This window comes from Sinorhizobium medicae, from assembly GCF_007827695.1.
In the GTDB taxonomy this organism is placed as follows: domain Bacteria; phylum Pseudomonadota; class Alphaproteobacteria; order Rhizobiales; family Rhizobiaceae; genus Sinorhizobium; species Sinorhizobium medicae.
Genome location: NZ_VITA01000001.1, coordinates 102,247 through 125,642 on the forward strand (window position 1 = coordinate 102,247; position 23,396 = coordinate 125,642).

29 protein-coding genes are annotated in these 23,396 nt (G+C 56.7%); 5 read left to right on the forward strand and 24 right to left on the reverse strand.

Features of this window, described 5'->3' with window-relative positions; all coding sequences use genetic code 11:
- Positions 1 to 130 precede the first annotated feature (130 nt).
- Genes FB009_RS00505 through FB009_RS00515 form a run of 3 tightly spaced genes read left to right on the forward strand, consistent with a single transcriptional unit; the run spans position 131 to position 3,387 of the window.
- Positions 131 to 829 (forward strand): class I SAM-dependent methyltransferase, encoded by a 699-nt coding sequence (locus tag FB009_RS00505; protein ID WP_127625754.1) that lies wholly within the window; start codon positions 131 to 133, stop codon positions 827 to 829.
- Between the two features lie 14 nt (positions 830 to 843).
- A complete protein-coding gene (locus FB009_RS00510) occupies positions 844 to 1,389 on the forward strand; it encodes an FkbM family methyltransferase (protein ID WP_127625753.1) in 546 nt (181 codons plus the stop codon).
- 30 nt (positions 1,390 to 1,419) lie between these two features.
- Positions 1,420 to 3,387 carry a glycosyltransferase gene (locus FB009_RS00515; protein ID WP_145161388.1) on the forward strand — a complete coding sequence of 656 codons (1,968 nt, stop codon included), beginning with the start codon at positions 1,420 to 1,422 and terminating at the stop codon, positions 3,385 to 3,387.
- Between the two features lie 116 nt (positions 3,388 to 3,503).
- On the opposite strand, the gene FB009_RS00520 is transcribed toward FB009_RS00515, so the two are convergent.
- The 14 genes from FB009_RS00520 to FB009_RS32585 all read right to left on the reverse strand — a co-directional run bounded on the left by FB009_RS00520 (position 3,504) and on the right by FB009_RS32585 (position 14,938).
- Positions 3,504 to 5,597 carry a glycosyltransferase family 2 protein gene (locus FB009_RS00520; RefSeq protein ID WP_127625751.1) on the reverse strand — a complete coding sequence of 698 codons (2,094 nt, stop codon included), beginning with the start codon at positions 5,595 to 5,597 and terminating at the stop codon, positions 3,504 to 3,506.
- Positions 5,598 to 5,826: 229 nt separating this feature from the next.
- The gene (locus FB009_RS00525) at positions 5,827 to 8,154 is read right to left on the reverse strand and encodes a hypothetical protein (protein ID WP_127677715.1); all 2,328 of its coding nucleotides are present in this window, start codon (positions 8,152 to 8,154) and stop codon (positions 5,827 to 5,829) included.
- Positions 8,155 to 8,220: 66 nt separating this feature from the next.
- Positions 8,221 to 8,487 carry a hypothetical protein gene (locus FB009_RS00530; protein WP_145161391.1) on the reverse strand — a complete coding sequence of 89 codons (267 nt, stop codon included), beginning with the start codon at positions 8,485 to 8,487 and terminating at the stop codon, positions 8,221 to 8,223.
- 212 nt (positions 8,488 to 8,699) lie between these two features.
- Positions 8,700 to 8,990 carry a hypothetical protein gene (locus FB009_RS00535; RefSeq protein WP_145161394.1) on the reverse strand — a complete coding sequence of 97 codons (291 nt, stop codon included), beginning with the start codon at positions 8,988 to 8,990 and terminating at the stop codon, positions 8,700 to 8,702.
- Positions 8,984 to 9,349: an HNH endonuclease gene (locus FB009_RS00540; protein WP_127625744.1), complete on the reverse strand. Its 366-nt coding sequence runs from the start codon at positions 9,347 to 9,349 to the stop codon at positions 8,984 to 8,986. Before FB009_RS00540 ends, FB009_RS00535 begins: the two co-directional genes overlap by 7 nt.
- The gene (locus FB009_RS00545) at positions 9,342 to 9,533 is read right to left on the reverse strand and encodes a hypothetical protein (protein ID WP_127625743.1); all 192 of its coding nucleotides are present in this window, start codon (positions 9,531 to 9,533) and stop codon (positions 9,342 to 9,344) included. Before FB009_RS00545 ends, FB009_RS00540 begins: the two co-directional genes overlap by 8 nt.
- Positions 9,534 to 10,009: 476 nt before the next feature.
- Positions 10,010 to 11,032, reverse strand: a complete 1,023-nt coding sequence (locus FB009_RS00555; protein WP_127625742.1) for a peptidoglycan-binding domain-containing protein — start codon at positions 11,030 to 11,032, stop codon at positions 10,010 to 10,012.
- A gap of 123 nt (positions 11,033 to 11,155) precedes the next feature.
- Positions 11,156 to 11,575: a transposase gene (locus FB009_RS00560; RefSeq protein ID WP_127625741.1), complete on the reverse strand. Its 420-nt coding sequence runs from the start codon at positions 11,573 to 11,575 to the stop codon at positions 11,156 to 11,158.
- A 3-nt stretch (positions 11,576 to 11,578) separates the two neighbouring features.
- The gene (locus FB009_RS00565) at positions 11,579 to 11,815 is read right to left on the reverse strand and encodes a hypothetical protein (RefSeq protein ID WP_127625740.1); all 237 of its coding nucleotides are present in this window, start codon (positions 11,813 to 11,815) and stop codon (positions 11,579 to 11,581) included.
- Positions 11,816 to 11,884: 69 nt separating this feature from the next.
- Positions 11,885 to 12,181: a hypothetical protein gene (locus tag FB009_RS00570; protein WP_145161397.1), complete on the reverse strand. Its 297-nt coding sequence runs from the start codon at positions 12,179 to 12,181 to the stop codon at positions 11,885 to 11,887.
- Complete coding sequence (gene tnpC / locus FB009_RS00575; RefSeq protein WP_164855704.1) at positions 12,181 to 13,803, reverse strand: IS66 family transposase; 1,623 nt, start codon at positions 13,801 to 13,803, stop codon at positions 12,181 to 12,183. The genes FB009_RS00570 and tnpC overlap by 1 nt, the downstream gene beginning before the upstream one ends.
- A 63-nt stretch (positions 13,804 to 13,866) precedes the next feature.
- A complete protein-coding gene (gene tnpB / locus FB009_RS00580) occupies positions 13,867 to 14,214 on the reverse strand; it encodes an IS66 family insertion sequence element accessory protein TnpB (RefSeq protein ID WP_102903080.1) in 348 nt (115 codons plus the stop codon).
- Entirely contained in the window at positions 14,211 to 14,585 is a 375-nt protein-coding gene (tnpA, locus tag FB009_RS00585; RefSeq protein ID WP_164829051.1) for an IS66-like element accessory protein TnpA, read from the reverse strand. Before tnpA ends, tnpB begins: the two co-directional genes overlap by 4 nt.
- 95 nt (positions 14,586 to 14,680) lie before the next feature.
- Positions 14,681 to 14,938, reverse strand: coding sequence for a hypothetical protein (locus tag FB009_RS32585; protein ID WP_164855705.1), 258 nt, complete (start codon positions 14,936 to 14,938; stop codon positions 14,681 to 14,683).
- Between FB009_RS32585 and FB009_RS00595 the strand changes: the two genes are divergently transcribed.
- Positions 14,937 to 15,218 carry a hypothetical protein gene (locus FB009_RS00595; RefSeq protein ID WP_127625736.1) on the forward strand — a complete coding sequence of 94 codons (282 nt, stop codon included), beginning with the start codon at positions 14,937 to 14,939 and terminating at the stop codon, positions 15,216 to 15,218. The two genes, FB009_RS32585 and FB009_RS00595, sit on opposite strands and share 2 nt — an antisense overlap.
- Before the next feature lie 228 nt (positions 15,219 to 15,446).
- Here the strand turns inward: FB009_RS00595 and FB009_RS32590 are convergent, their stop codons facing one another.
- The 6 genes from FB009_RS32590 to FB009_RS00625 form a co-directional block, all read right to left on the reverse strand.
- Positions 15,447 to 15,620 (reverse strand): hypothetical protein, encoded by a 174-nt coding sequence (locus tag FB009_RS32590; protein WP_153321061.1) that lies wholly within the window; start codon positions 15,618 to 15,620, stop codon positions 15,447 to 15,449.
- Positions 15,617 to 16,432, reverse strand: a complete 816-nt coding sequence (locus FB009_RS00605; protein ID WP_127625734.1) for a hypothetical protein — start codon at positions 16,430 to 16,432, stop codon at positions 15,617 to 15,619. Before FB009_RS00605 ends, FB009_RS32590 begins: the two co-directional genes overlap by 4 nt.
- Positions 16,429 to 16,626 carry a hypothetical protein gene (locus FB009_RS00610; RefSeq protein ID WP_127625733.1) on the reverse strand — a complete coding sequence of 66 codons (198 nt, stop codon included), beginning with the start codon at positions 16,624 to 16,626 and terminating at the stop codon, positions 16,429 to 16,431. Before FB009_RS00610 ends, FB009_RS00605 begins: the two co-directional genes overlap by 4 nt.
- On the reverse strand, positions 16,623 to 16,931 hold the full coding sequence (locus FB009_RS00615) for a hypothetical protein (RefSeq protein ID WP_234843787.1): 309 nt from the start codon (positions 16,929 to 16,931) through the stop codon (positions 16,623 to 16,625). Before FB009_RS00615 ends, FB009_RS00610 begins: the two co-directional genes overlap by 4 nt.
- Positions 16,928 to 17,167 carry a hypothetical protein gene (locus tag FB009_RS00620; protein WP_127625732.1) on the reverse strand — a complete coding sequence of 80 codons (240 nt, stop codon included), beginning with the start codon at positions 17,165 to 17,167 and terminating at the stop codon, positions 16,928 to 16,930. Before FB009_RS00620 ends, FB009_RS00615 begins: the two co-directional genes overlap by 4 nt.
- 379 nt (positions 17,168 to 17,546) lie before the next feature.
- Positions 17,547 to 17,780: a hypothetical protein gene (locus FB009_RS00625; RefSeq protein ID WP_234843786.1), complete on the reverse strand. Its 234-nt coding sequence runs from the start codon at positions 17,778 to 17,780 to the stop codon at positions 17,547 to 17,549.
- A 120-nt stretch (positions 17,781 to 17,900) separates the two neighbouring features.
- Between FB009_RS00625 and FB009_RS00630 the strand changes: the two genes are divergently transcribed.
- The gene (locus FB009_RS00630) at positions 17,901 to 18,380 is read left to right on the forward strand and encodes an Arc family DNA-binding protein (protein ID WP_127625731.1); all 480 of its coding nucleotides are present in this window, start codon (positions 17,901 to 17,903) and stop codon (positions 18,378 to 18,380) included.
- Here FB009_RS00630 and FB009_RS00635 read toward each other — a convergent pair.
- The 4 genes from FB009_RS00635 to FB009_RS00650 form a co-directional block, all read right to left on the reverse strand.
- Positions 18,377 to 19,642 (reverse strand): tyrosine-type recombinase/integrase, encoded by a 1,266-nt coding sequence (locus FB009_RS00635; protein WP_127625730.1) that lies wholly within the window; start codon positions 19,640 to 19,642, stop codon positions 18,377 to 18,379. The two genes, FB009_RS00630 and FB009_RS00635, sit on opposite strands and share 4 nt — an antisense overlap.
- Positions 19,643 to 20,067: 425 nt before the next feature.
- The gene (locus tag FB009_RS00640; protein WP_102045241.1) at positions 20,068 to 21,390 is read right to left on the reverse strand and encodes a type II toxin-antitoxin system HipA family toxin; all 1,323 of its coding nucleotides are present in this window, start codon (positions 21,388 to 21,390) and stop codon (positions 20,068 to 20,070) included.
- On the reverse strand, positions 21,380 to 21,664 hold the full coding sequence (locus FB009_RS00645; protein ID WP_024325607.1) for a helix-turn-helix transcriptional regulator: 285 nt from the start codon (positions 21,662 to 21,664) through the stop codon (positions 21,380 to 21,382). The genes FB009_RS00640 and FB009_RS00645 overlap by 11 nt, the downstream gene beginning before the upstream one ends.
- A 933-nt stretch (positions 21,665 to 22,597) precedes the next feature.
- Positions 22,598 to 23,038 carry a YybH family protein gene (locus FB009_RS00650; RefSeq protein ID WP_028053372.1) on the reverse strand — a complete coding sequence of 147 codons (441 nt, stop codon included), beginning with the start codon at positions 23,036 to 23,038 and terminating at the stop codon, positions 22,598 to 22,600.
- Between the last annotated feature and the right edge of the window lie 358 nt (positions 23,039 to 23,396).

Genomic DNA, 23,396 nt, shown 5'->3' on the forward strand with positions numbered 1-23,396 from the left:
TGGCGTGACATTACGATTAAAGGGCAATTCCCCGCGAACTCAGAACTGCTATGGTTGACGGCGTGGGGCCCTGCAAATATGAGCCGATAGATGGTCACCTTACGTGCCAAAGCGGGAGCAAGATAACGACATGCCGAACACGACTACCGCAGAAGCCGCGGATTTCCTTGAGCTTAAGGCCGCCGCGAAGCAGTTCCGAGCGGCGATTACTAAGTACCGACAAGGCAATCCCGGGCAGCCAAAGGGTTTATTGGACGGAACGCCAGTACCTATTGAACCCAGCCTTCTCGATGGCGCACGGTTGATCGCCGACAGGCGTGTCGCGTTCGAACACATCCCCTCGCATGCGGTTGCCTGCGAAGTCGGCGTCCAAACGGGACAATTTTCTAAGGAGCTCTTCGAAAAGTACGACCTCGCCGAGCTACACTTGGTCGATAGTCGCTTGGATAAAATGACAGTGGCTTACGAGGATGTCCTGCTTGGTTCTCGCGTGTTTAAGCACGAGGGCATGTCATGGGATGTGCTGGCGACTTTCCCGAATGACAAATTCGACTGGATCTACATCGATGCTGCCCACGACTACGCCGCAGTCAAAAAGGACCTGGAGCAAGCCTGTCGCGTCGTAAAGCCTGGCGGCTATGTCATCTGCAACGACTACACCACCTGGAGTTGGTCAGAGGGTGTAGCCTATGGAGTTGTGGCAGCGGTAAATGAATGTGTGAACGAGCGCAAGTGGCCGGTACGCTATCTCGCGCTGAACCACATGGGTTACCACGACCTTGCTTTTCAGCGCCCGTCAACCACTCGCCCATCGCATGATGCCGCATAGAGGAACGCTTGTGAATGCCGAAGAAAATCTACATCGATCTGGGGGCTAACAAGGGTGATACGATCGCTTCATTCCTGGCTGATAACCCCGACCATGAGGCGTGGGGATTTGAGGCAAACCCCTTGATGGTTGAACGACTGAACAAACGATTTTCTGGAACACATGTCGCCATTATTGAAGCTGCTGTCTGGACGAGCAATGGCAATCGGCCCATGTTTCTCGGCCATCCGCTTTCGAGCACTCTGGTCAAAGGCAAGAAAAAAGTGCCCCAGGCCCCGCATTTTGAAATTGACTACCAAAAGAGTGTCATTGTCCGAACGGTCGATTTTTCTGAGTGGTTGCGCAACCTAGTTGGGCCTGGTGACACCGTTACCGTAAAGATGGACATAGAAGGTGCAGAATATCAGGTTCTACAACATTTACTTGAAACCGGCGCCATCGATCTGATAGACGAACTGCGCTGCGAATTCCATCAGGACCGTTTTCCCATATCAAAACAGCGAGACCAGCGGATCCGAGATGCGGTCTCAAAACGCACGAAACTTGTCCATTGGAATTGAACTAGGAGGGCGCACGGCGCTTTATTTTGAGTGATACACGTTATTTTTGCATCCGACGAAAATTACGCGCCACATCTTGGCGTCCATATTAGATCAATTGCCGAAACTACCCCTGGGCCGATAGCAGTACATGTTCTTGAGAAGAACATTACCGCCGCTTCCAAGGAAAAAATTAAGGCATCCGTCCAAAGCTTCGATATTTCCGTTGAATTCATTAAGATCGAATTCGAGCACGAGATCGGGAAGAGAACCCCGGAATACATAAACGAAGTGGCCATGTACCGGCTCCTCATGCCGAACTTGCTGCCGAGCGTCGACAAAGCAATTTACATCGATGTTGACGCTGTTACCATAAGTTCTCTCCAGCCTCTCTGGGATACCGACCTCACGGGCAAACTAATAGCCCTGGTCGAAAGCCCTTGGCGCAAATACGAGACTTACAAGCGCGAGATTGGCCTCTCGGCATCTGACCCCTATTTCAACTCCGGCACGATGGTCGTTGATCTGAAAGGCATGCGCGCTCAAAACATCGAAAAAGCTCTCATTGACTGCTTTCTCGATAAGCGCGAATCCATAGAATTTCCCGATCAGGACGTGATCAACATCGTTCTGCGCGGCAGAATTCTGCCTCTCCACCCGAAATGGAGCATCGTGCGAGCGACATATGATTACAACGGAAAAGGCACACTGACCTATGGAAAAGCTGAGGTTGCTGAGGCGAAGGCTTCACCCGCCATCGTGCAGTTCTCAGGAAAGTTAAAGCCGTGGCACTCCGGCTGCCGTCATCCCCTCGGTTATATGTACAATGCAGTTCGCCAAAGAACGCCGTGGGCTCTCCCGGAAGAGGAGTATGGCAAAGCCGTGCCTATTCGCCCTCTGGTATCCGTTGTCATGGCGACCAGAAATGGCGAGAAGACGATCGGTGAGGCGGTCCAATCTATACTCGATCAGACTCTGAGCGATCTGGAGTTCATCATCATTGATGACGGGTCAACGGATAGCACGCCAGCCATGTTGGCAACTTACGCAAAAAATGACAGCCGCGTGCGGATTCTAAGGAACGAGACATCCCGCGGTCTCCCGTCAGCACTCAACGTCGGTTTCAATCTCGCCGTTGGTAAGTACATTGCTCGGATGGATGACGACGACATATCAGAGCCTACCCGTCTGGAGGAGCAAGTCTCCTTCATGAACTCCAACCCAGACATTCACGTCTGCGGCACCAATGTTACGGTTATCAGACCCTTCTGGCATGAGCCGCCGGAGTACACCCCGGCACCTCCAGAGAGCGACCGAAAGATCAAAGTCGCAATGCTTCACAGGCCGGGTATGATTCATCCGACGGTAATGCTGCGCGGCGATTATGTTCGCGCAAAGCAGGTACGATACAATCCTGAATTCCTTAAGGCTCAAGACTATGAGCTCTGGACGCGGCTGGCCTTTGAGCAAAGCGCGCGCTTTCACAATCTTCAGAAGCCTCTGCTCAAATATCGCGCGAAGATGGCAGACCCCCGCGAGATTCGCTCGCAGCAAGAAAATTTTGCCTATCGGGTCATTTCTCGGAATGCTCGATATCTTGGGTTCACCGACCAGGCGGCGATCGATCTCCATGCGCGATGGGCGGCCAAAAAATTCAATCAGCAGCAACTCGCCAAGCGCTATCGCGACATTGCTAAGCACGTCAAGTCTGTGCTCTGGGCCAACAAGCAGCATGGTCTTTTCGACCAAGGCGCCTTGGAACAAGAACTGCTTGCTCCCTACAAGAGTGATTTTAAGGACTTCCATAAAGAGGGGAGCGCTGGAATTGCGCGGTTCGAAGCATTCCCCCTGCGATCATACCTGCGTATCTCCAAGGAACAGCTCGAGGAATACAAGAGACACGCAGAGAAGAAGGACCGAATGGATAAGCTGCTGTCTTCCCCCGTGATCGGGCTGCTTATGAGACTCGGAATAGCCCTCATTTATCCGGAGAAGGTCTTCGGGAAAGTAAAAATCTAAGATTCCAACTGCCGCGGCAATGAGGCCCAGAATCGCCTCATTGCCGGCCATATCAGCTGGCGACCAACATTGGAACCACGCCTGCGGAGACGTTGCAGTAGGGCTTCCACGAACTACTACAAATCACCACGGAGCAACCATTTGCCCAGTTTTAATGCCGGGTGCCTAGCATCTAGAAAGAAGGCAGTTGGCGCGTTGTGAAGCTTCCGCTTCAGTTTTTCGTCAATGAACGGAGACAACACGGCGCTATATATCCGATACCGACGACGTGATCGAATGCGCTCATCAGAAGCCAGAAGAGTTGATCTCTTTACAGGTGTTTTCGCCTTTTCCCGCTTCCTCCGATCCTCTTCAATTTTCCTTAGTCCATCAGATCCGACAGCACGGGCAAAGTATTTTCGGCGACTAGGACGTGTCCCCCATAATGGCTGAAGAAGCGAGAGCATCTCCGCAGAGCTGACGCTTGCATACTTTTGAAACGACTCATGCAGCTCCGCGTCCTTGTAGTCTTGGGCACCGTCACCCAATTCGTCGGAAATGACTAAATGGCAGGCGACGAGCGCTAAACCGAGTCGCTGATCGCCCGTTTCAACGAAGCGGCTCCAAACACTGAAAAATACATCCCACTGACTAATCATCGCATCAGAACGCTTGTCCTCATACGAGCGGAATCGTTGAGTAAGCTTCAATCCTCTGTGCGCACCAAAATGGAACGCCTGGAAGGGAGAAGGATCAGGGGAGTGATGGAAGAAGATCCTGTCTGGATTCTCCATGATGACGCGTTTGCCCGGTCGCTTGGGACTTGGGTCGACGAAAAGGCCCTCGGCTGATTGCTCCCACGTGACGCGATTACTGAACGCATGTACCCCGATGATCTGTTTGCCAGTCATCCAGTCGTTGCAGGCAACGATGAAGTGGTCCAACTGAGGATCCGCATTGAATTGCTTGACGATGTCAGCCAGCACGTTCTCATCAGCAAAAACCATATCGGCGTCGAACTTGACAAAGATGTGGTACCTTCCGCTGTTGGCCATGATCTCGCCGTATAGAGCCCGATGGGACTCGACACTTCCCAAGTCGCTGAACACCTTGTGTGTCCAACGCTTGTATGTCTGGTGGTCAAGCGACCGTTTCGATGCAGCGAACTCGTTCTCACCGGAATGCAGTGTCAACACCAGAACTTCCGGCGCTCGCGACCACGGGCGCTCTATTCTTGGAGGAATGCCTTCCAAAGATATAGTTTGCCTTTTAAGTCCAAGCCTCCGAATATCGATACCGCCGTCTTGGAACGCCGTGTGTAACTCTTCGATGGTCATTCCACGGATTGCGTCGTCCAGATGAAGGTAGCTTTCTCTCATCAAAAGAAGATATCGAAGATATCTAACCGATTGATCGTCAGGACTCTTATCGTTGTCCACGATGGTCGTGTAGTGAACCCGATACGTATCAAGAACGCGCTTCCTGAACGCGTTGTGATATTTCCCGTATAAACCACGCTCGATAAAAAACTCTTTTACCAAATCTAACTCTCTGTATTTATCCAGCTTATGTTTGTCGCTTATTTTATTTGTAATAGAGTCAGATCTGACTAGATATTTGTAGTATTCACCTCCAATAAAATTAACATTCTTCGCATACGCGAAAATACGCGGCGTCGTTGCTGCGTCCTGATAGTATATATGATTTGGAAAGTATATTTCGTTCTCAGTGTAGAGAGACGTTCGCCAAAGCTTGTTCCAGAATGCTGGGTTGGCAATTTTGTAGGGATCTTGACCATCCGGGATTGGATCCATCGATTTTTGACTTCTGAGGTGCTTTGAAAGTACCTTTCCAGTTTCGTCAACTCTGTCGTATCCGCACACAACGACATCGTAATGTTCGCCCATCGTCCCTTCGTAGAGCGCCTCGAGCATCGTTGGCTCGATGTAGTCGTCACTGTCGACGCTTGCGATGTACGGCGCTCTGGCGTGCAGAATCCCGGTATTTCGCGCACCGCCTAAACCACGATTCTCAACGTGTTGAATGAGTTTGATGCGCTTGTCATCGGAGGCGAGGCGCCTCACAATCTGTGCACTGTTGTCTGGCGAGCAGTCGTCAATGCAGAGAATCTCAATATCACGAAAGGTCTGCTCCATGATCGAGCGGACGCACTTCTCCACAAACCGCTCTGTTTTATAGAGAGGCACAATCACAGATATTTTTGGAGTCATTCTCGGGCCGTGCACGTGATGAAAATACGCGCCTTTTGATACAACTCTGATCGTGAGTCAACTATAGTCGGCTTTCGAGAGGAGCGAGGCGGCCGAGCGACTTCTTCAAATCACAACCCGGTCCGGCGGTCCTGATGCAGCCTTGTTTATCGCCTGCGCCGTTGTCGGCACTAGCGTAAAGTGCGTGGTAGCGCCCGCCGAATGTTTCAAACAGCAGGCGTTAATTCCGCTAAGCTCCCATCACGCACACGCTGATGTTCTGCACGCCGCCGGTCCGGTTCTCGACGTAGAGACCACCGTCCTGAACACCTAACGTCAGATTGCCATCTGTTCCGGTTGTCCCCGAAAGAGACGTTGCCACGGCTACGACATTTGTCTCTGTGGCGCCTGTGAACCAGTTTGCTGATACCGAAGGCGTTGGTGCGGCACGAATACCGAAGATGCCCTTTTCCGTGATGCCAGCCGTGATGATGGCGGTGCCCGAAAAGATTTGCCGTCCGAGCGTAACTGAGAAAGCCGTATCATCGGCAACGCTGCCACGGAAAAATACGCCAGCAACATCACCCCTGTTGTCCCCTCCGACCATCGCCCGGGGATCAATTCGGATGCCGGAATTGCTCCCAGAGAAGAACACCGGAGTCGCGCGCAGCCGCACATTGACGGTTGCCCCGATGACGATATCCGACAGCGCGCCAGCCGTCCGAATGAACTCGATACCGTTTCCGGTCGTGCCAGAACTGAACACATTATCAACGGTGATCTGCTTCAGGTCGCCGCTGCCATTGCATTGGAACGTAATGTCTGCAGTGGCGGTGCCGTTGATGGTGACATCGTCAACCGAAAAGCCAAAAATTCCACCAGAGCCGGTGGTTAGGAACTTGACTGCCTGCGGTGCATTGCCTGTCGCACCGCGATAATTGATATCATTGATCTGCCCGCGCGAAACAATGATGCTGTCGCCATGCACCAAAACTCCTGTCGAGGCGCAGATGTAGCTCACATTATTGATGCGTGGGGCGGATACGTTCCCGCTGGCGCCCTTCCCTACAGCGATCAGTGACTCTGGGCCGCCTCCAGACGAGTAGTTGGAATACACTCCGCTAATGTTGCAGCCAGAGCCGCGCACGAGAATACCGGCCGAGCCAGCAGTGAACGGGTACGTCCGCCACACCATGTTAAGTTCGCGGATGGCGCAGTTATTCCCACTCTCGCCCACGATGATCTGGTTGAACGCCTCCTGCGCAAAAACGTTCTCAATCACGCAGAAGTCGTGGTCTATGCGGATGAAGGGGCTTGTCCTGGCGGAAACGTTGTCGGGGTGGTTCTCGAACTGGATATCGGAGAAACGGCAGGCTGTGTGTCCGGTCGCGAACACATCGAAACCGTCACCTTTCACGAGGAAGACAGTTCTGCGATTGCCGCTGCCCATAACCCATCCGCCACGCGTTAGCGTGACACCAGTCATCATGGTGTAGTTGCCGATATCGAACTCCACTTTGCTTTCGCGGGAGTTACCCATCGCCGTGAAGGCCTTCTGGATGGCCGGCGCTTGGTCAACGGTATTACTTCCAGGGAAAGCACCAAACCACGACGCATGAACCTGCCGTGCGGGTTCGCCGCTGTCGCTGTCGTTCGCGAGGATGAAACTTCCGTCCCCCCTGAAGATGTGCTGCTTCGGGCTGTCAATGACTTCGGTGATCGTGACCGTTCTGGTTGCCGCAGCGGTGATGTATGCGCCCATTTGAAATTCGATCGGAACGTCAATCGTGATGCTGGCATCGACGAGAGTGCTACCTGCACCAAACCTGACGAAACCAAGCGCCGACGCCATTGCGGCAATGGCTGCTGAACTGTCCGAAGAGGAAGACCCGCCGTACGTGGCGACTGTAGCCAAGGCGGTGGCCGCAGCAGCTTCGGCCCGGTCGGCCGCGTCTTCTGCCGCCGCCTGCGCAGCCTCGGCCGCCGCCAGAACAGCCGCGCTCGCCTGATCGCTGACCAGCCGGAACGTGCTGCCCGTCACGATACCCATGACAATCATGCCGGCAGTCAGGCCGCCAACGGCCACGTCATTCCCTGGGTTCGTCTTGATCGTGAGCGCAGACCCGCCGTTGAAGCTGATCGTTACCGGAGAGGCGGTGTTGTTCTCGAAAATGTTTGCCCACACAAGCGCGCTGGACGAAACCGGAATGCTGGTCGTCGCCTGAATGGCGTTGGGCGTACCGGCGCCGGCGTCGGATGCGACGATGAAGGAGAAAGGCAGGTCCGCAACGCGAGTCCAAGAGCCGGCACCCGAGGCGCCGATCTTCATGTACACGCCGTTATTGGCAGAGACGGGATCGCCGATCACCCACGCCGAGGAATGGGCATCGTGCGCGAGATCAGCATCGAGGGACGCTTTGCTCGTGTAGATCAGCCCACCGTCGGACAGAAAGGCGTTGATGATTCCTTCGTAGCCGGTCAGGAGCCGGCGAACATCTGACTTTTTGACTTCGTGCGCTCCCGAAGACGGAATGCCATCGGTTTCATAATCGCGGAAGACTTCATTTGCGGTGACCATAAAGGCTCCATCTGAGGGACTGGCGCGTCATCACGACGGGCCGGGCGCGCTTGCCTAAGGCGCGAATCAGGCTTTGAAGCTGTCGCCCACCTCCTCGAGGTATCGCGCTATTGCCTCTGTCGTTTCCTCAGAGCCTGTACCGCCAGCATCATCGCGGATGCTTTCGGCGATGGCGTAGAGGGTCGCCCTGGCTTCGCCCCGTGTCAGGACACCCTTGGCGATCAGAACGTCTGTAAGGCGCGAAGCGATCTCCATTCCGAGGAACATTGTGGATCTGGCGCAGCGGACAGCTTCCGCAGCAGCGAGGAAATCAACGCCGGGCATCTGCTTCATAACTGATCCTTCGCCGGGTTTTCGAAGCCTGTTGAGGATCAAACTAGCATGGGCGAAGCAGGGGGCCCGTCACGCCGTGACGCGAGGAGCGGCGGAAACAAAATGCGCCGGGTCGAGGTTTTTCGGCTTTTCTTTGCTTCAGCCGGGAATTTCGTTTCGGCAAAAAAATTATGCGCATGCCTTGGGCGCGGGTGGACAGACGAGGGCGGTTTTTAAGTCTCGACCTCCCCCCCTCCCTTGATGACGGTGAAGCGCGGCGCGCGGCGGGATTGAAGGGCGTCAGATGGGTAGGTGTACTCTCCCGCCTCGAGTTCGTCCGCTGTGTCTCGGAACACCTGAGCCATTGGAGGCGCATCGGGCATGTTGGCAAAGCCATAAGCGGCGAGGGTCAGAAGGGTAGCGAAGATCAGATCCTCCTCCATGCCTTCCCCGATCAGACGTTGGCAGACTGCGTCAATCTCCGCGTCGATGTATCGGGTCTGCTCTTCGTAGCTCATCACCATCTACCTGCGCGCTCCTGCCGCTGCTTCTCGCTGTCGTGGTATTCCTTGCTGACCGTCTGGACGTTGTTGATGTCCCAGAAAAGATCCGGATCACCACGATGTGGGATGATGTGGTCAGCTACTGGGCTGTTGCCTGCCGGGTATCGAGCAATGCACAGCGTGCCCGTCTTCTGGCAGGTATATAAATCGCGCACCCACACAGCCTTTCGAAGCGCCTTCCAGCGCCGGCTATAATACCAGGCGCGCCAGGGCTGGTTCTGGTCGCGCTCGCTGTGCCGAGCTTTCTCGTCGCTAGGTGATCTGCCGATCAAAGGCTTGAGCGTGCCGACCAGCGGCTTGATCATCTTGATCTTAGGCACTCGTTTCCTCCCAGGCACGCTCCCATTCCGATCGTAAGGACTCGAAGGTTTCCTCGGTGATAGGCAGCGGCAAAGACTGGTATTCGGTGCTGATCAGCTCCTCTCCTCTATAAGCGGAAAGCATAACCGTCTGGCTGTCCTCACAGAGATAGGCCTCGACATCGATCATCGGCGTTACCGTCATCTGCGTTGTCTGATCATCGGAAACTATCACGCGAGGACGTTGCCAATCGTCACGACGTGACGCGTACGAAGGGACTACGACGACGAGCGAATACAAGGGGAATTGCAAATCAGGCGCCGTTACCAGGCTTCGCGTCGCCAGAGGTTTCGTTCACCGCAGGTGTTGCTGAAGTTGGCGCTGCTGCAGGAGCGGATATCACCGGGAGTGTCGATGCAAGCGGTTGCGCAGGTTGGACCGGCGGAGGAGCAGACTTGGTTTTTGGCCGAGGATAGCCCCGGAAGAGGACCCGCAGGGCCGTGCCAAATGCAGAGGTAACAACAGAGATGGATATGAAGGTGACGAGGATCAGAATCGATCCGCCGGAGGTCTGTGGGTCGATCCAAGCAATGGCGAGGAGACCCAGCAGGAACCCGGATAATATCGGCACACCCCACCGTAGAAAAATCTCAGTCAAAATCGTTGGCTTTCTCTTGAACCTAATCGCCAATTACCAACAGGAGCTGAGCTCCTCGCCGGTCGAACCACTTCTGTGCCTTTAGGCGAAGGGCTTCTACGGACCAACCATTACTCCAAAGCTTCGGATCCCGTTCGATGTCTTCCACCCACGAGAACATTACAGAAAGGGCGGTCTCGTAGTCTTTAACATCAGAGAGATCTGCAACGAGGACGATTGCATCCGGTTGCCCCTTCTTTCTCGGTGGGGACCACGCGAGGAGGTAAGGCCCCAAACCATCCAAATCCACCCCCGCGGCGACGGCATCCCGCAGGGCTTTGTCTGCTGCCAGACTGCCATATTGATCGACGGCAATTCCGCAAGTTTGACGCTCAGGTGTCTTTGACAGCAGGAGCGCCGTTTCCCTGGATGCTACAGGCCAAACCGTCGCCATCTGCTCGGCAACTGGCTTACCAATCTGATCAAATGGCCTGATTGAATTCACGTACGCTTCACAAATCATCACCTGCCGGTCGCGGTCAAAATGGGAGGCACGTGATTTGAAGGCTAAGATTCCATATGCCGCGAAGTTCGTCGGAGGATAGTCGTCTGGGCCGGCAAACAGACGCGACGCATAAATCTCGCTGCCGGTATACGACGCTGTCGCAGTCCCGCCCGTCGCGCCCGTCGTACTGGGATGCGAGGTCATTTTTACATCGGTACTAGCCCTGAGGATGAGTGCCTCCGCCTCCTCGTGTGTCAGTATTCCGGTGACTGGCTTTCCTATGGATCTCTGAAATCGTCGGATTGCCGCAGCACTTTCAGCGCCTAAAACGCCATCAATTTCGCCCCTGTAAAGACCAAGGGTTCGCAATGCGTGCTGGATAGATCGGGAAGGATATTTGCCAGGATCCAGCTTGGAACCGTGCTCGAGCAGCTGCTTTGCTGCTCCGCCAACAAAAGCTCCAGCGGCCGGAGAGTGAGATGAGTTTTGAGCGTACGAATGTCCTGCGGCGGCTACAATAGTCCCCGCGAGAAAGTATATGCAGCAGAGCCCCCTGATCATCTGCTTCGACCCGCAAATTGGGAACACAATTTGGAAATATCTCAAAACTTCGTCTGAGTTTCAATCATCGACAGTAATCCAAGCGGGGTCATTTGTCGCCAATAACTGGGGTGTGGCTTACTTTCAGGGCGCAGGCACATCCCGCCCATTGCGACCGGCTTTGACCATCAGCTGCCATGAACTCGCATCACCTGGTTTGTCGCCATCTTCCGTGTTTTTCAGTGCAACCCAGGCACTCCCGCCATCGGTCACAATCGAGCCTTTGGCGTAAGATGCCGCGCGCTGCCAAACGCCGCAATATTTGATGCCACCGGCCTCCAGGGCATCGAGCCTTTTTGTGAGATCGGCGATCTGAGCGTCCCGAGCAGCGAGCGCCTGAATTGTCGCTTCCAGAATTCCCGAGCAGTGACGGATCATAAACTCCATGGATGGCGCCGATTTGAGACGCATCTCGGTAAAGCCCGCCGCCCTGATGGTTGCCTCGGCACGCCGATCAACGGCTTGGAGGAAGGCGGTTTCTGAGGCCGGCGTTCGCTTCGCCATTTCTCACCTATTCGCCGAGTTGAGGATCGTGCGCGCGGCCGCAAGCTGGCCCATCACGTGAGAACACAGCGCCGGCACTTTGCTCGGAAGCCTTACTTTTGCAGCAACGCTCTCGGTGTGAAGCACGGCGCCGAGCGAGAGAACCATGGTCAGTTCCTCGATCTTTGCCTGAATAGCTTCTTGGTAGCGCTGCAACGGGTCCTGAAGGCCGGTGACGATGTTGGAGCTGTATTCCGACAACAGGCGGTCGAATTCGGCCTGCGCTGTTTCCTCTGCTGCGATTGCGGGCGCGATGTAACCGGCCGATTGTTACCGCGGAGATTTCGTCTTGACGCGAGCGATGACTTCTTCGTCGTCGACGAAGCAGTCGAGGAAGTCGTTCCAGGCTTCAGGCGAACGGCGCGCATCGGCAAGCATTTGCCTCAGCTCATCGATGCCATCGTCGTTCAGTGCGGTGATTGTCTCATCGTCACCGTGTACGACGCTGATGATACTTCCATAGGTCAAATTGTCAGAATTGCTGACGATCGTCTCGAGGAGTTCCCGGTCTTCGCCGAGCATTTCGGCGACATGGTTGATGGTGAAGACATGGGTGACGGTGGCCATCAGGCGGCCTCGGCGCAGATGATTGCCCCAGGTGCCCAGTTCCACGGGAGCAGTTCGTCGAGCCTATTGATCTTGTGATCGTGAATGCGGTCGAGCACGTCGGCCAGATAGGCCTGCGGATCGATGCCGTTCATCTTGGCCGTCTCGATGATCGTCATGGCACGCGCCAGGGTCTCCGCGCCGGTGTCAGCGCCAGCGAAGAGCCAATTTTTTCTTCCGATTCCAATTGGACGCAGGGCCCGTTCGGCGGCGTTGTTATCCATGGCGACGCGACCGTCTTCGAGGAATAGGCAGAACGAGTGCCAGCGGCTCAGGCCGTAACGGAAGGCGCTCGCCAGATCGCCCTTGCCCGGAATACGGGTCAGTTGCGCTTCAGCCCAGACGCGCAAGGCTTCGACCTTTGCTTTGCTGTGCTTCTGACGAGCAGCAAGGCGGATATCGGCAGGCTGGCCTGCAATGTCGCGCTCGATGTCGTAAAGCGCGCCGATACGGTCGAGAGCCTCGCGCGCGATCTCGGATTTGTTCGAGGTCCAGATATCATGAAAGTCACGTCGCCAATGCGCCCAGCAGGCCGCTTCCCGGAAGCGGCCTATGCCGTCCGCTCCTGGCTCATAAAGCTTCCCGTAGCCTTTGTAGCCGTCAGCTTGAAGGATGCCGCTTGTCTGCCTGAGGTGATGGTGGACGTGCTCTTCCTTCCAGTCGGGAGCAAAGTAGTAGACCGATCCCGGTGGAGCCGCGCCCGCCCAGGGACGCTGATCGCGGACATACGTCCAGATCCTGCCTTTCTTCACGCCTTTCCCAAGCCCTTTGTCTCGCCGAGAGCGATCCAGCACCCGGATTGGGGTGTCGTCGGCATGGAGGAGGTCACTGCCCATGATCGCGGTCTCGATCCGCTCGATCAGGGGCTGGAGCACCTGCATGGCGCGGCCGCACCAATCGACCAGCGTGCTGTCCGGAATGTCGGCGCCCATGCGGGCGAAGATCTCGTTCAGGCGATACAAAGGCAGGTGATCGTCGAACTTCGAGACCAGAATGTAAGCCAGAAGCCCAGCACCTGCCATGCTGCCCGGTATCGGACGGCTCGGCGCCGGCAACTGCACCATCTTCTCGCAGCAACGGCAGGACTTCTTCAATCGGGCGACCTCGATGACCTTCATCTGCGCAGCGATCATGTCGAGGATTTCGCTGGCGTCCTCGCCGACAAGGCGCAATTCACCGCCGCAATCGGGGCAGCAGGTACCCGGATCGAGTTCTTTGCGCTCGCGAGCTGCCTTTTCCGATACCCGCGGACGGCGGCGCATGGTCTTCTCGGGCGTGCTTGCCACAGGCGCGGCAGGCACTGCCGCATCGACCTCATCGAGCGGCTTGGTGCTGTTTTCCGCTGCGGCGATTAAAAGATCCTCCAGCGCCAGTTCCAGCTGCTGGATTTCCCGCTCGATCTTTTCCGAGGACTTGCCGAAGACCTGTTTCTTCAGCTTGGCGATGCGCAGTCGCAGTTCCCCGATCAATTGGTCGTGCGCCTGCAACGTCGCCGACATCTTCGCGTTGTCCGCCTGCAAGGCGGCGATCATCGCCTTCAGGAAGGCCGGATCGTCGGGAAGATTTTGGCTCGCGTTCGACATGATCCTGACTACCATAGGTCAGGACGAGTATCCATAAAAACAAGCAGATTCAGTGAGATAAAATCAACCGACACGCGCCGGCGGAGCGCCCCAGTTGGGCCGTCGCCAATCAATCCCTTCCCAAAGCATGGCCAGTTGCGCCGTTGTCAGCCGGGCCGTTCCATCGGCTGCTGAAGGCCATGGAAAACGCCCCCTCTGCAAAATTTTATAGTACAGGCAGAAGCCCTGGCCATCAAAATACAGGAGTTTCAAACGATCGCCCCGTCGTCCTCGAAACGCGAAGACTGCACCTCCCGTCGGCTTCTGGCGCAGCACATCCTGCGCAAGCGCAGCCAAACCTTCCACCCCTTTGCGCATGTCCGTGGCTCCGCAGGCGAGATACACTCGAACACCGGTTCCTGGTCCAATCATGCTGCTTCAACCGCCCGGATGAGCCGAGTGAGGACGGCGGCATCGACGCCACTGTCGAAGCGAAGACTGCGCCCATCGTTCAACCGCAACTCGATCATTGCAGGCCCGCGCGCAACCTCCTCACGCACCAGCGGGGCGCCATGCAGGGCGGCCGTGTCTACGGGAACGAAGACCGTATCTGCCGTGGACGGCAACAAACCCTTCTTCTTCAGCTCATGCCGCCAGGCGTAAATCTGCTGCCGGCTCACATCGTGCCGATGGGCAACCTCAGTGACCGTCGCACCGTCGAGCCCAACCGACATGACAATGTCGAGCTTCTGCGCGTCACCCCAACGCCGCCGCCGTTCCTGACCAAGAATTTCGACACGCATCCCATACCTCGCCTAAGACACGTCGCTAACGACGTCGTTAATGACGTGTCTTAGGTCATCAAGGCGCTATCCGGCAGGCGGTGCCAATCGGGTGCTTACGGCGCGATCTGAGCTCCAAGCGCATCCACGTCGCTGTGCGTGACGGATGGGGCTTCACCAAGCCTTTGATTGGCCAAGAGCTTCCCGGCTTCCTGATGCTGGCTTTGCACCTTATCTCTTTCGACCTTGGAGGCCTTTAGCTTCTCCGCCGCAGCCGCGATCTCCGCCGGCCGTTGCGGCAGGCGGAGGATCCGGAAGAACGTCTCAAAGTCGCTGCTCTGAAGATCGACGGGATGATCGGATGCCGTTGCCATGGTCAAATTGCTCTCGTTGATTTCGAAGCAATTTACCACCGCCCCAACTTTCGACCCGTCACGGGGTGACATCGCGGAACGTGCGCAGGATCAGCCGATGGAGGGCCTCCTGCAGAGCGGAGTCGTCGCCGTCGTCCCACTCTCCGATTTCGCCTTCTTCGAGCAGCGCGTCACGAACCAACTCACGAGGCAATCTCAAGCGGAAGATCGCCAGGTCATCGCGGCGTCGGGCGCGAAGGTCACGCTGTCGTTCCGCGGGTGTTTTCGCTGGTCGAGGTGAAACCATGCCGTGTCTCATCCAGAAACTAATTCTGCGAGAGACTGTCAGCGCCGGCCCCTTGCGGGCTTGTGAGGGGCTCAGACACTCCCCCCGGCGGGCATCCGATGATGTTTTCACGAAGCCAAGCGACATATCGATCGAGAGCCGGGCCGATGCTCTCGCCGGTCGACCGCCGGTAGGCTTCTCGTGTCGGTTCATGGCTGATGGCCCATGCCAGTGCGCTGTCGATCATGCGACGTTCCTTTCACGCTGGAAGGCCGCCGGCGCTATGACCTTGGCCGGCTCGGGATAGCGAGGGTCGATGTCGGGCATGGTCCGAACGATGATAGGCGTCAGGTCGATGATCTGCGCTGTAGGACGAGTCTCTGCCCAGGCAAAGAGGTCGAGTTGATGCGTCTTCATGCTGCCATCCTCCGAAGGATCTCGGGCGTCATCTTCCGTTCGCGAAGCAAGCGAAGTGCCTCACGGTGTTTGGTCGGGTCGGGGATGTGGATTTTGATCCAGATACCGAAGTCACATTCCTGAGAAGGGATGTCTTCTCGCGGATACGTAACCTCTCTACTCTCAGAGCAAGAACCTTCTTTCAGAGGTTCGTCTTCAAAGGTTCTATTCATAGATTTACCCGCCATTTTTGTCGGGTCATGATCCGCCAATTTTGTCGGGTCGTGACTACGCACGGATGTCGGGTCACTTGCTGAGTGATCCGCCAATTTTGTCGGGTCACTTCTCTGGCCGTACTGCCGTCTTCGCTCTCGCTCTTCCGCCCTCTGCTCCCGCAGTCCGTCTACGTAATCCAAGATTTCAGCTACCTTCGATGTAGAAACTCGGAGCCGGTAGAAGTTGGTTGTGGTTCTTCCGCGACGGGTTATAGCAAGCCAGCCCGAGGCAGCGATGCGAGGGATGGTCCGCTCCACCGTACGGACACTCAGCCCGAGTTCATCCGCAATGAACTGGTGGCCGGGATCGCACCGACCGGTTTCAAAGTTGAGGCAGTCCAGGATCAGCAAGAGGATCTGCTTTGCTGTCCGGTTCATCCTGCTATCGCGGTCGCGGCGGATCCAGGTCGCGAATTCAGCTTTTGAAGCCGTGCACTGCTTCCTGGCGGCTTCGTACCTGGCGCGGATATCTCCCGGCCACTCTGCCTTATCCTTGATCCGTTCCGCTATTTCACGCGGAAGCAGCGGTATCGAATAGTGATCGTCCTCGATGATCATCCGAAGACCTTTCTGCACAGCCGGAACTTCTCGGCCATGGCTGCGGCTTCACAGGCCTGCAGACACGTCAGTCCGAACCGTTGCTTCAACGCCGGCACGATCGGCCGCGGTGGGGGATTCTGGTCGGCAAGCCACATGGCAGCCTGCTCGACCTGGGCGGAATGTTCATGCTCGGGAGGTGTAAGGGGGCTCATAGGCCGGACCCTCCATCGAGACGGCCGATGCTGTTATCGCCCTCGTCTCCGTTGTGATCCTGCTCATCGCCGTTAGGCTCGATCGGATCGTCTTCCTCCTGCTCCCCGTCGAGCGGAGTCCCATATTGACCGTAGGAGGCCTCTGGCGCCGTCCATCCAAGGCTTGGCTCTTCGTCGAAGCCGTCCTCGATGTCGCAATCGGTATCGATGGGGTCGAGCAAATCGATCAACTCCGCGATCTTTGCTTCGAGACCTCGACGAACCCGAAACAGGTCCATGTCGACCACGTTCTGAGAGGCGCTCATTGCATCTCCTCCCGAATTTCATCGAGGCGTTCACGGACGAAGTTGAGCTTCTCCTCGATCTCGCTGGACAGCGCCTGAAAAGCATTCGTTTCGTTCATCATCAGACCGTGGGCGGCCAAAAACACAGCTTCGTTGAGGTATGCGACAGTGCAGAGGACGTCCTGAGCCTCACCGATCCTCCGGGAGAATTGGGATGGTGTAGCGCCGGCCGTGGTGGTATTGCTGGTATCGTTCATTTTTCAGTTCCTTTGGATGGGGATGGGATTGAACCGCGGCTCGGGGAAGTTGGCGCTTCCGCCGGGCCGTTCTTTTGGTTGGGGATTGCGATTATCGCCGCGTCACGTCTGGCGGAGGCACTTGATCCATGGAAGGGGCTGCCTCCCATCCGATAAGGCCAGAGGGCGCATTTTACCGACACGCACTTGCGAGCTTCCGCGGCGTTTCCTCCGCAGCAGTCCAAGCACTTTGCGCGTATCGCCTTTATCGGGCTTTCAGGCGTTTCCAGCTGGCGAATTTCCGCCAGTGGAATTTGACGAGGGTCTTTCCCGATCAGTTGGCCCGCATCTGCCTCATAGGGCGAAACTTCAAGGAAAATCCGACGGTCGAGCGGCTTATTCATGCGGCCCTCTCTGAGGTCGAGCGGACGGGCTTTGACAGACGCTCCGCCGCCCAGGCATCGAGATCATTGACGTGATAGAGCGGGATGCGGCCGGCGTGCTGCATAGCCGGGCCTCCTCCGACTGTCGCCATCTTTGCGAGTGTGGCGAGGGCTACCGGGATGCCGTGCTTGCGCAGCATGTATTCGGGCACCTCGGACCGCCGGAGCCGCGGCTTCTCATCGTTCATCATTCTTTAATTCCTTTCCAGATATTTGTATCGCACCTGTGCGATAACTGGATTAAGTCGTAAACATATGGTTAAGTCAAGCGCCATATCGCACACGTGATATTATTTGGGGAAAACCGTCAGATGGCTAAGAAGGCGCGTGTCCGCGACTACGATCAGTTCATAGTACGACTGCCACCTGGTATGCGCGATCGCATCAAAGACAAGGCCGAACGGGCTGGGATGTCGATGAACGAAGCGATCGTATGGTGCCTCGAAAGAGAGTTCCCAGCGCCGGTAACTCTAGAGGACCGACTCGAGGAGCTGGCGACCATGGTGTCGATGCTTACGGACTCGAAAGACACCTATTCGGGGGTTGTGCATCTGATAGCGGAGATCGAAGAGACATTGGACGCCATCGGGACAAAAGGCGGCATCCCAGCTGACACTAAATTCAGCGACATGGTCAGGGAGCGCCTAGATTACTGGCGCGAAATAGAACTCGATAGCTGGCGCGACAGGAATGAAAGCCCGTTCGATGACGCTAACTGGACTTCAGTCGAGGAACCGCCGGAGGGCGATCCATTCCCAAATTTGCCGGATGACGAGATGAAGAAAGACTAAGCCCGCCGCGGCAGCTCAACGACCTTGGCGGCTTTCCCGGTCATCATTCGGTGGACCTCGCCAGAAACCTTGTTTGCTGCGGCAATCAACACGCTGTCGAGATGATGTACATAGCGTTGCGTGACGTTGCCGGCTGAATGGCCCAGGAGGGCGGCGATCGTTATTTCGGTGAAGCCTAGATCACCGGCAACAGACGCATAGCTGTGCCTGAGAGTGTGAGAAGTGACCCCCGCGAGGCCTGCTTTCTTCGTGAGGCGGCCTATAGCCTCATCTAAGGACGTGTAATGCCCCTCCTCGCTACGTGGCCCGGGGAGAACGTATGGATTTCCTGCCTGCCTCGGCACCGTCGAGAGAACCTCGAAAACTGGCCGTCCTACCGGCCGAATTGAGGCGTCCTCTTTTGAATCGTCGAGGCGGAAGCAGCTACCCCGCTCGTCGACCTCTGACCATTTCAAGCCAGCGATTTCACTGAGCCTGAAGCCGGTAAGCAGGAACAGCTTTGTCCCGACGATACCTTGCCATAACTCGTCATCTGCAGCGTCTAGGGCCTTGCCTAGCTCCCGGTACTCTTTCGCGTCTAAACGCCTCGTACGCTTGCCCACGGCGGGTTTTTTGATGCCTCGAGCAACGTTGTGAGGAACGATGCCCTCCGAGGCGGCATAAGTCAGAATCGCGCTCAGGAGCGTCACTGATTGGGAAGCCGTGCCGGCGCCGCCGGTTACGATCGCTCGCCCTCGCACCTTACCAGTCTTCTCATCCGCCGCGGTTTTGCCCGTGGTGATATCCCGCATCATTTTCACCGCGTCGGCGGCTGTAAGGTCCTGCACGAGCTTGTTGCCGAGAAGCGGAATGATGTGCCGGTTTGCCCTCCCCTTGTCGACGTACAGCGTCGATGCCTTCTTCGGCTTGCCACGCTTCCCGAAGATAAGCCCCTTCTCGGCTGCTTCGAAATAGGTCTCGCATAGGTCTTTGACCGTCAGGGACTTCCGGCGCGTGGCGCGATCGAGCTGAGGATCTTCACCGCGTGCCACGTCACCCAAGACGGCTTTCGCTTCCTTGCGGGCCTCTTCGACTGTCAGCGGCCCGTGCACGCCGATCTTGAAGCGTCTGGTTTGCTTTCCTGCACGATATTGGGCAACGTAGGTTTTGCGCCCGGTAGGCCAGACACGAACACCGAAGCCGGGAAGCTCATCATCCCATTCGAAATAGTCCTTCTCGCGGGCCTCAAGGCCGTCGACCACCTTCTTTGTCAGCTTCGCCATTCCGGACACCTCACACGCTACAGGAAGCACATAGGAAGCAGCAGGAAGCAAATTCGCGGAAATTGGGGAAAGACCGTTGTAATTTGCGGAAACGCTTACCTCTTGATCTGCATATCAAAATCAAAGTGAGGTAAACAAGAGGAAGCAGGCGAAAAGGTATAAGGGCCGCATTCCGATTCCAAAGGTCACAGGTTCGAATCCTGTCGGGTGCGCCACTTCCGTACAAAACTGGGCACTGCTGCCATGATGACGCTGTTCTTCGTCATCACAAGGCGCTCAAGCTCGCTCTTGCGACCGTGAATTCTGATCTCCCCGTCATCAACTTCAACCTAATCGATCACGGCGCGTAAATATGCACGGCGAAACGGCACAGGGCCGTTCGCGATGTTCTCGCGCATCAGGGCGGCGAAGCGGTGATCTCATCTTCAGGCGTCTCCGCTTGCGATCAGCGCCTTCCGGGCGGCACCAAACGCATCGTGCAGCGCCTTGTGGCCTTCGAGCCCCTCTATGGCGTAGTTATTGAGAAACTGGCGTCCGGCGAAAAACTGGCGGTCGACCGGGGTCAGTTCGGCTTCCGCGCAGACCGCCTGCCATTGTTCGGCGATGGTTGTGATCTGGTGTTCGATCAGCGCGGTTGCGTCCGCCTCTTTCAGGTGGTAATCCGGCGCGGCCGCAAGGCAATTCGCCAGCGTGCTGGCGCGACCCTCGCCCTTGATCAGCATGGCCTGTGTGGCTTCGGTGCCCGTGCGGCTTTGCGGGCAGATGTCATAGGCGGGCGTCAGTGTCATCATCTTGCCGTCCCAAAATGCCGCGTGGTTACGGGCATGGTCGTCGGTGTTGCCGCACAGCACGTTGAAGCAGATACGCCCGTAGAGCTCCTTGAGCGTATCCTTGGGGGCAGTGAAGCGATGGCGGATCAGCTCCGCCAAATCCTCATAAGAAGCATAGCGGGCCATCATCTCATCAAGGCCCAGTATCGTCAGCGCCGAGACCATCGCCTGCCGCGTCCAGCCCTCCTTGGTGTGCCTGCGGTCAAACCGCTCTATCAGCAGCACGTCCTTATGCGCGGCACGGGTTATCGATACGGATGCCACGTCGAGCCCGCTGGCGCTCGCCAGCCTCATCGCGATGAATTCAGCCTTCACGACGCTGTAGGTGTCGTTGCTCGCCGAGAATTTAGCGATGAACTTCTTTGTGTCGTCGTTGATCAGCGCCTTGGGGCGCGCGCCGCCGATCGAGGTGCCGTGGTTGAGGGCCTGGGCGAGCGCCGGGGTCAAAGGGACGCCCTTTTCGACGAGGGCGGCCGCTTCCATGAGTTCGTCGAGCGATGCCTGCGCGGCACGGCGGGGGACATATTCTGTCGCCGATGCCTGAAAATCGAGGGCGCCCGTCCGGTCGGAGCCTGAATGGAGCAGGTAGGTAAGCTCGCTGATCTCCGGCACGCCGTCAGCGTCGGGCTTCTTGCCCGTCAGCCTGTTGATGATCACGCGGCGGCCCCACGCATCGGGCGATCCGTCACGAATGCAGCTCGCCATCTGCAAGCCGTTGATGGGCGCAATCGCGCCTTCCTGAAGGGGAAGTTCGGGCTCATAGATAGGAATGGCGGACTTTCGGCCGCGGTAGCTGGCGCCGTAGTTAAAGAGCAGGCGCTCGCCCTCTTGGAAGAGGCGGCCTGCCACAACCGGTTCTGTTGCGCCGGGTAGCCAAATCCAGACAAAGGCTTCGGTGGCGTCCGCCTTAGAAGTCATCATCAACCTCCTTCACCGCGTGCCGGACGCTTTTGGGCAGCAGGGTCAGTTTTTCGTCGAGGCGGGCATTTTGCATCTGGAGCGTGCGCTCGTCATAGTCGAACAGACGCACGCCGACGAGTGAGGCGACTTCGAAGACGATGCCGATCTCGGGCCCCGGCGCGCCTTTTTCGATGCTGGAAAGGGTCGTGCGGCTGATGCCGGCACGGTCGGCCAGTTCCTGCGCCGTCAGGCCGCGTTCGGCCCGGCCGATGCGGATCAGCTTTCCGAGCATGGTGAGTGCCTGGCGGGTCACTCTTGAATAGCTTCTCGTGCGGGGCAATTTTGTTACCTTTTTGTTCATTCAGATGGACGTAAGGCAGTCTCATGTCCATAATTTTGTACAACTGTGCCATGGCGCTGGGGGCAAAGTCAAGTTTTGTTCATTTGCTTGGTCATAAAGGCGCTTCGTGTTCATAATTTTGAACATTATAGTTCTTAGGCGGCAGGGCGCGACCGCGGGGCGGTCGGGCTCTAGGCTTTGCCCGAAGCCTCGGTCGCGAGTCTCCGCCCGTGCGGGTCACGATCCTTCGCGCAAGGTTTAAGGAGGGCTCGGGAGCCTAGCACCAAAGCAGGCCTGTGCTTCGCTGTTTCCGCCGCCACCCCTTCCGTTGGTGAGGGTGACGGACGGCTCCAGACGAAGCAGGCAAATCGTCAGAATATGAAAACGAGAATAGCGCAAGCCTTTGCTTGCTCTCGCCAGGAGGAATCACCACTATTGGCCGCTACGGGGGGAATCAATGAGCCTGAACATAAATAAAAGCTACAAAGTGCGAGTCAAAATACCCTGGATCGGGGAGCATATTTCGAAACTCACGCCTATGCTTTTACCCATTCCGACAACTTAAGAGCTCGGGTTGCCGAGTTATTTGAGGAAGACAAGTTTCATCCTGTCCGGCGCGCCATATTTCTCAGGTCCATTCTGGACACATAGGTTACGGTTTATTCCTGAGACATAGGTAACACTTTGTCCGGGATCGACCGGTTCGAAGCTGGGGCAGCGGTGATTACTGCTAGTGCCCCGTTGTCGTCCCTCCACCCGCCGGCTCGATCATCGCTCCGACCGTCACGACGCGTCTGGCTGCCGTCGGCCCCCCAAAAAAGCCGAAGGCCATTTGCAAGATAGGTCAACTCTACCCTCTTGGCTTTACCGCGAGGCGTGGCTCTCTCAATTGAAGGTGTGCACTCTCAGTTTCAGGCCGCCGTCTGCCTGTTTCTCGAACACATGGGTTGCGACCCCAGCCCATGGCTGGTCAGCGCCTTTCGCGTCTTTGCCCTTGGCCGACCATTTCGCCGTGCCGATCAGCAGGTTGCCCTCGCCTTGTGCCTCGATCAGTTCAAGCTTGTGACCTGTCACGCCCATACCGAAAATGCCGCCAAAGAATTTCTCAACTCCGGAAGGCCCCCTGATCACGTCATGGGTGGCAGGCAAGAAAATAGCGTCGTCCGTGTAGAACGCCGCGATGGCTTTTGCGTCCGCATTGTTGAATGCTGCGTCCCACGCCGAATAGGCGGCCTTCACTTCGTCGCCCGGGTCAGCCTTGGCAGAGGCGAGCGAAAAGAGGCAAATACCGAACGCGACGAAAATGGCAGTGAGTAGTCTAGCCATGGCATCCTCCCAAAAAGGATGGCGGCATGGAATGTAGATGCCGTCTTGCACAGAATACGCGCCGCTTGCCGAAGTGTTAACCCACCCATTTGGGTAGCACTATTCCGATAGCGCGGACGATCTCTAATCAGGGGGTCGCCACGAGGTGGCAGATCAAACCGGGCGCGACTGGACTCTTGTCAGGTACGAAGTGTTGCCGAGAACAAGGATTACCGGGCGACGGGGCGCGGCTCGTCCGATGATAGATCACAATGGAATCGGAACGCCGCAGGCCGAGCGTGCCGGCGGAAAGACCGCGCTGCCGTGGCAGCTCAGGCAGGCCAGAGGTCAGTTTTCCCTTTTTTTCCTGGCGGAGATG

Coding starts and splice junctions, on each gene's coding strand:
- FB009_RS00625 (WP_234843786.1), bottom strand. CDS start 17,780: ATGATGAACGATGAGAAGCCGCGGCTCCGGCGGTCCGAGGTGCCCGAA.
- FB009_RS00525 (WP_127677715.1), bottom strand. CDS start 8,154: ATGGTCACCGCAAATGAAGTCTTCCGCGATTATGAAACCGATGGCATT.
- FB009_RS00620 (WP_127625732.1), bottom strand. CDS start 17,167: ATGAACGATACCAGCAATACCACCACGGCCGGCGCTACACCATCCCAA.
- tnpC (WP_164855704.1), bottom strand. CDS start 13,803: ATGTCGAACGCGAGCCAAAATCTTCCCGACGATCCGGCCTTCCTGAAG.
- FB009_RS00610 (WP_127625733.1), bottom strand. CDS start 16,626: ATGAGCCCCCTTACACCTCCCGAGCATGAACATTCCGCCCAGGTCGAG.
- FB009_RS00650 (WP_028053372.1), bottom strand. CDS start 23,038: ATGGCTAGACTACTCACTGCCATTTTCGTCGCGTTCGGTATTTGCCTC.
- FB009_RS00570 (WP_145161397.1), bottom strand. CDS start 12,181: ATGGCCACCGTCACCCATGTCTTCACCATCAACCATGTCGCCGAAATG.
- FB009_RS32585 (WP_164855705.1), bottom strand. CDS start 14,938: ATGGCAACGGCATCCGATCATCCCGTCGATCTTCAGAGCAGCGACTTT.
- FB009_RS00505 (WP_127625754.1), top strand. CDS start 131: ATGCCGAACACGACTACCGCAGAAGCCGCGGATTTCCTTGAGCTTAAG.
- FB009_RS00545 (WP_127625743.1), bottom strand. CDS start 9,533: ATGACGGTAACGCCGATGATCGATGTCGAGGCCTATCTCTGTGAGGAC.
- FB009_RS00640 (WP_102045241.1), bottom strand. CDS start 21,390: ATGACTTCTAAGGCGGACGCCACCGAAGCCTTTGTCTGGATTTGGCTA.
- FB009_RS00510 (WP_127625753.1), top strand. CDS start 844: ATGCCGAAGAAAATCTACATCGATCTGGGGGCTAACAAGGGTGATACG.
- FB009_RS00535 (WP_145161394.1), bottom strand. CDS start 8,990: ATGGTGATGAGCTACGAAGAGCAGACCCGATACATCGACGCGGAGATT.
- FB009_RS00555 (WP_127625742.1), bottom strand. CDS start 11,032: ATGATCAGGGGGCTCTGCTGCATATACTTTCTCGCGGGGACTATTGTA.
- FB009_RS00635 (WP_127625730.1), bottom strand. CDS start 19,642: ATGGCGAAGCTGACAAAGAAGGTGGTCGACGGCCTTGAGGCCCGCGAG.
- FB009_RS00645 (WP_024325607.1), bottom strand. CDS start 21,664: ATGCTCGGAAAGCTGATCCGCATCGGCCGGGCCGAACGCGGCCTGACG.
- FB009_RS00560 (WP_127625741.1), bottom strand. CDS start 11,575: ATGGCGAAGCGAACGCCGGCCTCAGAAACCGCCTTCCTCCAAGCCGTT.
- FB009_RS00520 (WP_127625751.1), bottom strand. CDS start 5,597: ATGACTCCAAAAATATCTGTGATTGTGCCTCTCTATAAAACAGAGCGG.
- FB009_RS00615 (WP_234843787.1), bottom strand. CDS start 16,931: ATGAGCGCCTCTCAGAACGTGGTCGACATGGACCTGTTTCGGGTTCGT.
- FB009_RS00530 (WP_145161391.1), bottom strand. CDS start 8,487: ATGAAGCAGATGCCCGGCGTTGATTTCCTCGCTGCTGCGGAAGCTGTC.
- FB009_RS00595 (WP_127625736.1), top strand. CDS start 14,937: ATGGTCAAATTGCTCTCGTTGATTTCGAAGCAATTTACCACCGCCCCA.
- FB009_RS32590 (WP_153321061.1), bottom strand. CDS start 15,620: ATGAAGACGCATCAACTCGACCTCTTTGCCTGGGCAGAGACTCGTCCT.
- tnpB (WP_102903080.1), bottom strand. CDS start 14,214: ATGATTGGACCAGGAACCGGTGTTCGAGTGTATCTCGCCTGCGGAGCC.
- FB009_RS00630 (WP_127625731.1), top strand. CDS start 17,901: ATGGCTAAGAAGGCGCGTGTCCGCGACTACGATCAGTTCATAGTACGA.
- tnpA (WP_164829051.1), bottom strand. CDS start 14,585: ATGCGTGTCGAAATTCTTGGTCAGGAACGGCGGCGGCGTTGGGGTGAC.
- FB009_RS00605 (WP_127625734.1), bottom strand. CDS start 16,432: ATGATCATCGAGGACGATCACTATTCGATACCGCTGCTTCCGCGTGAA.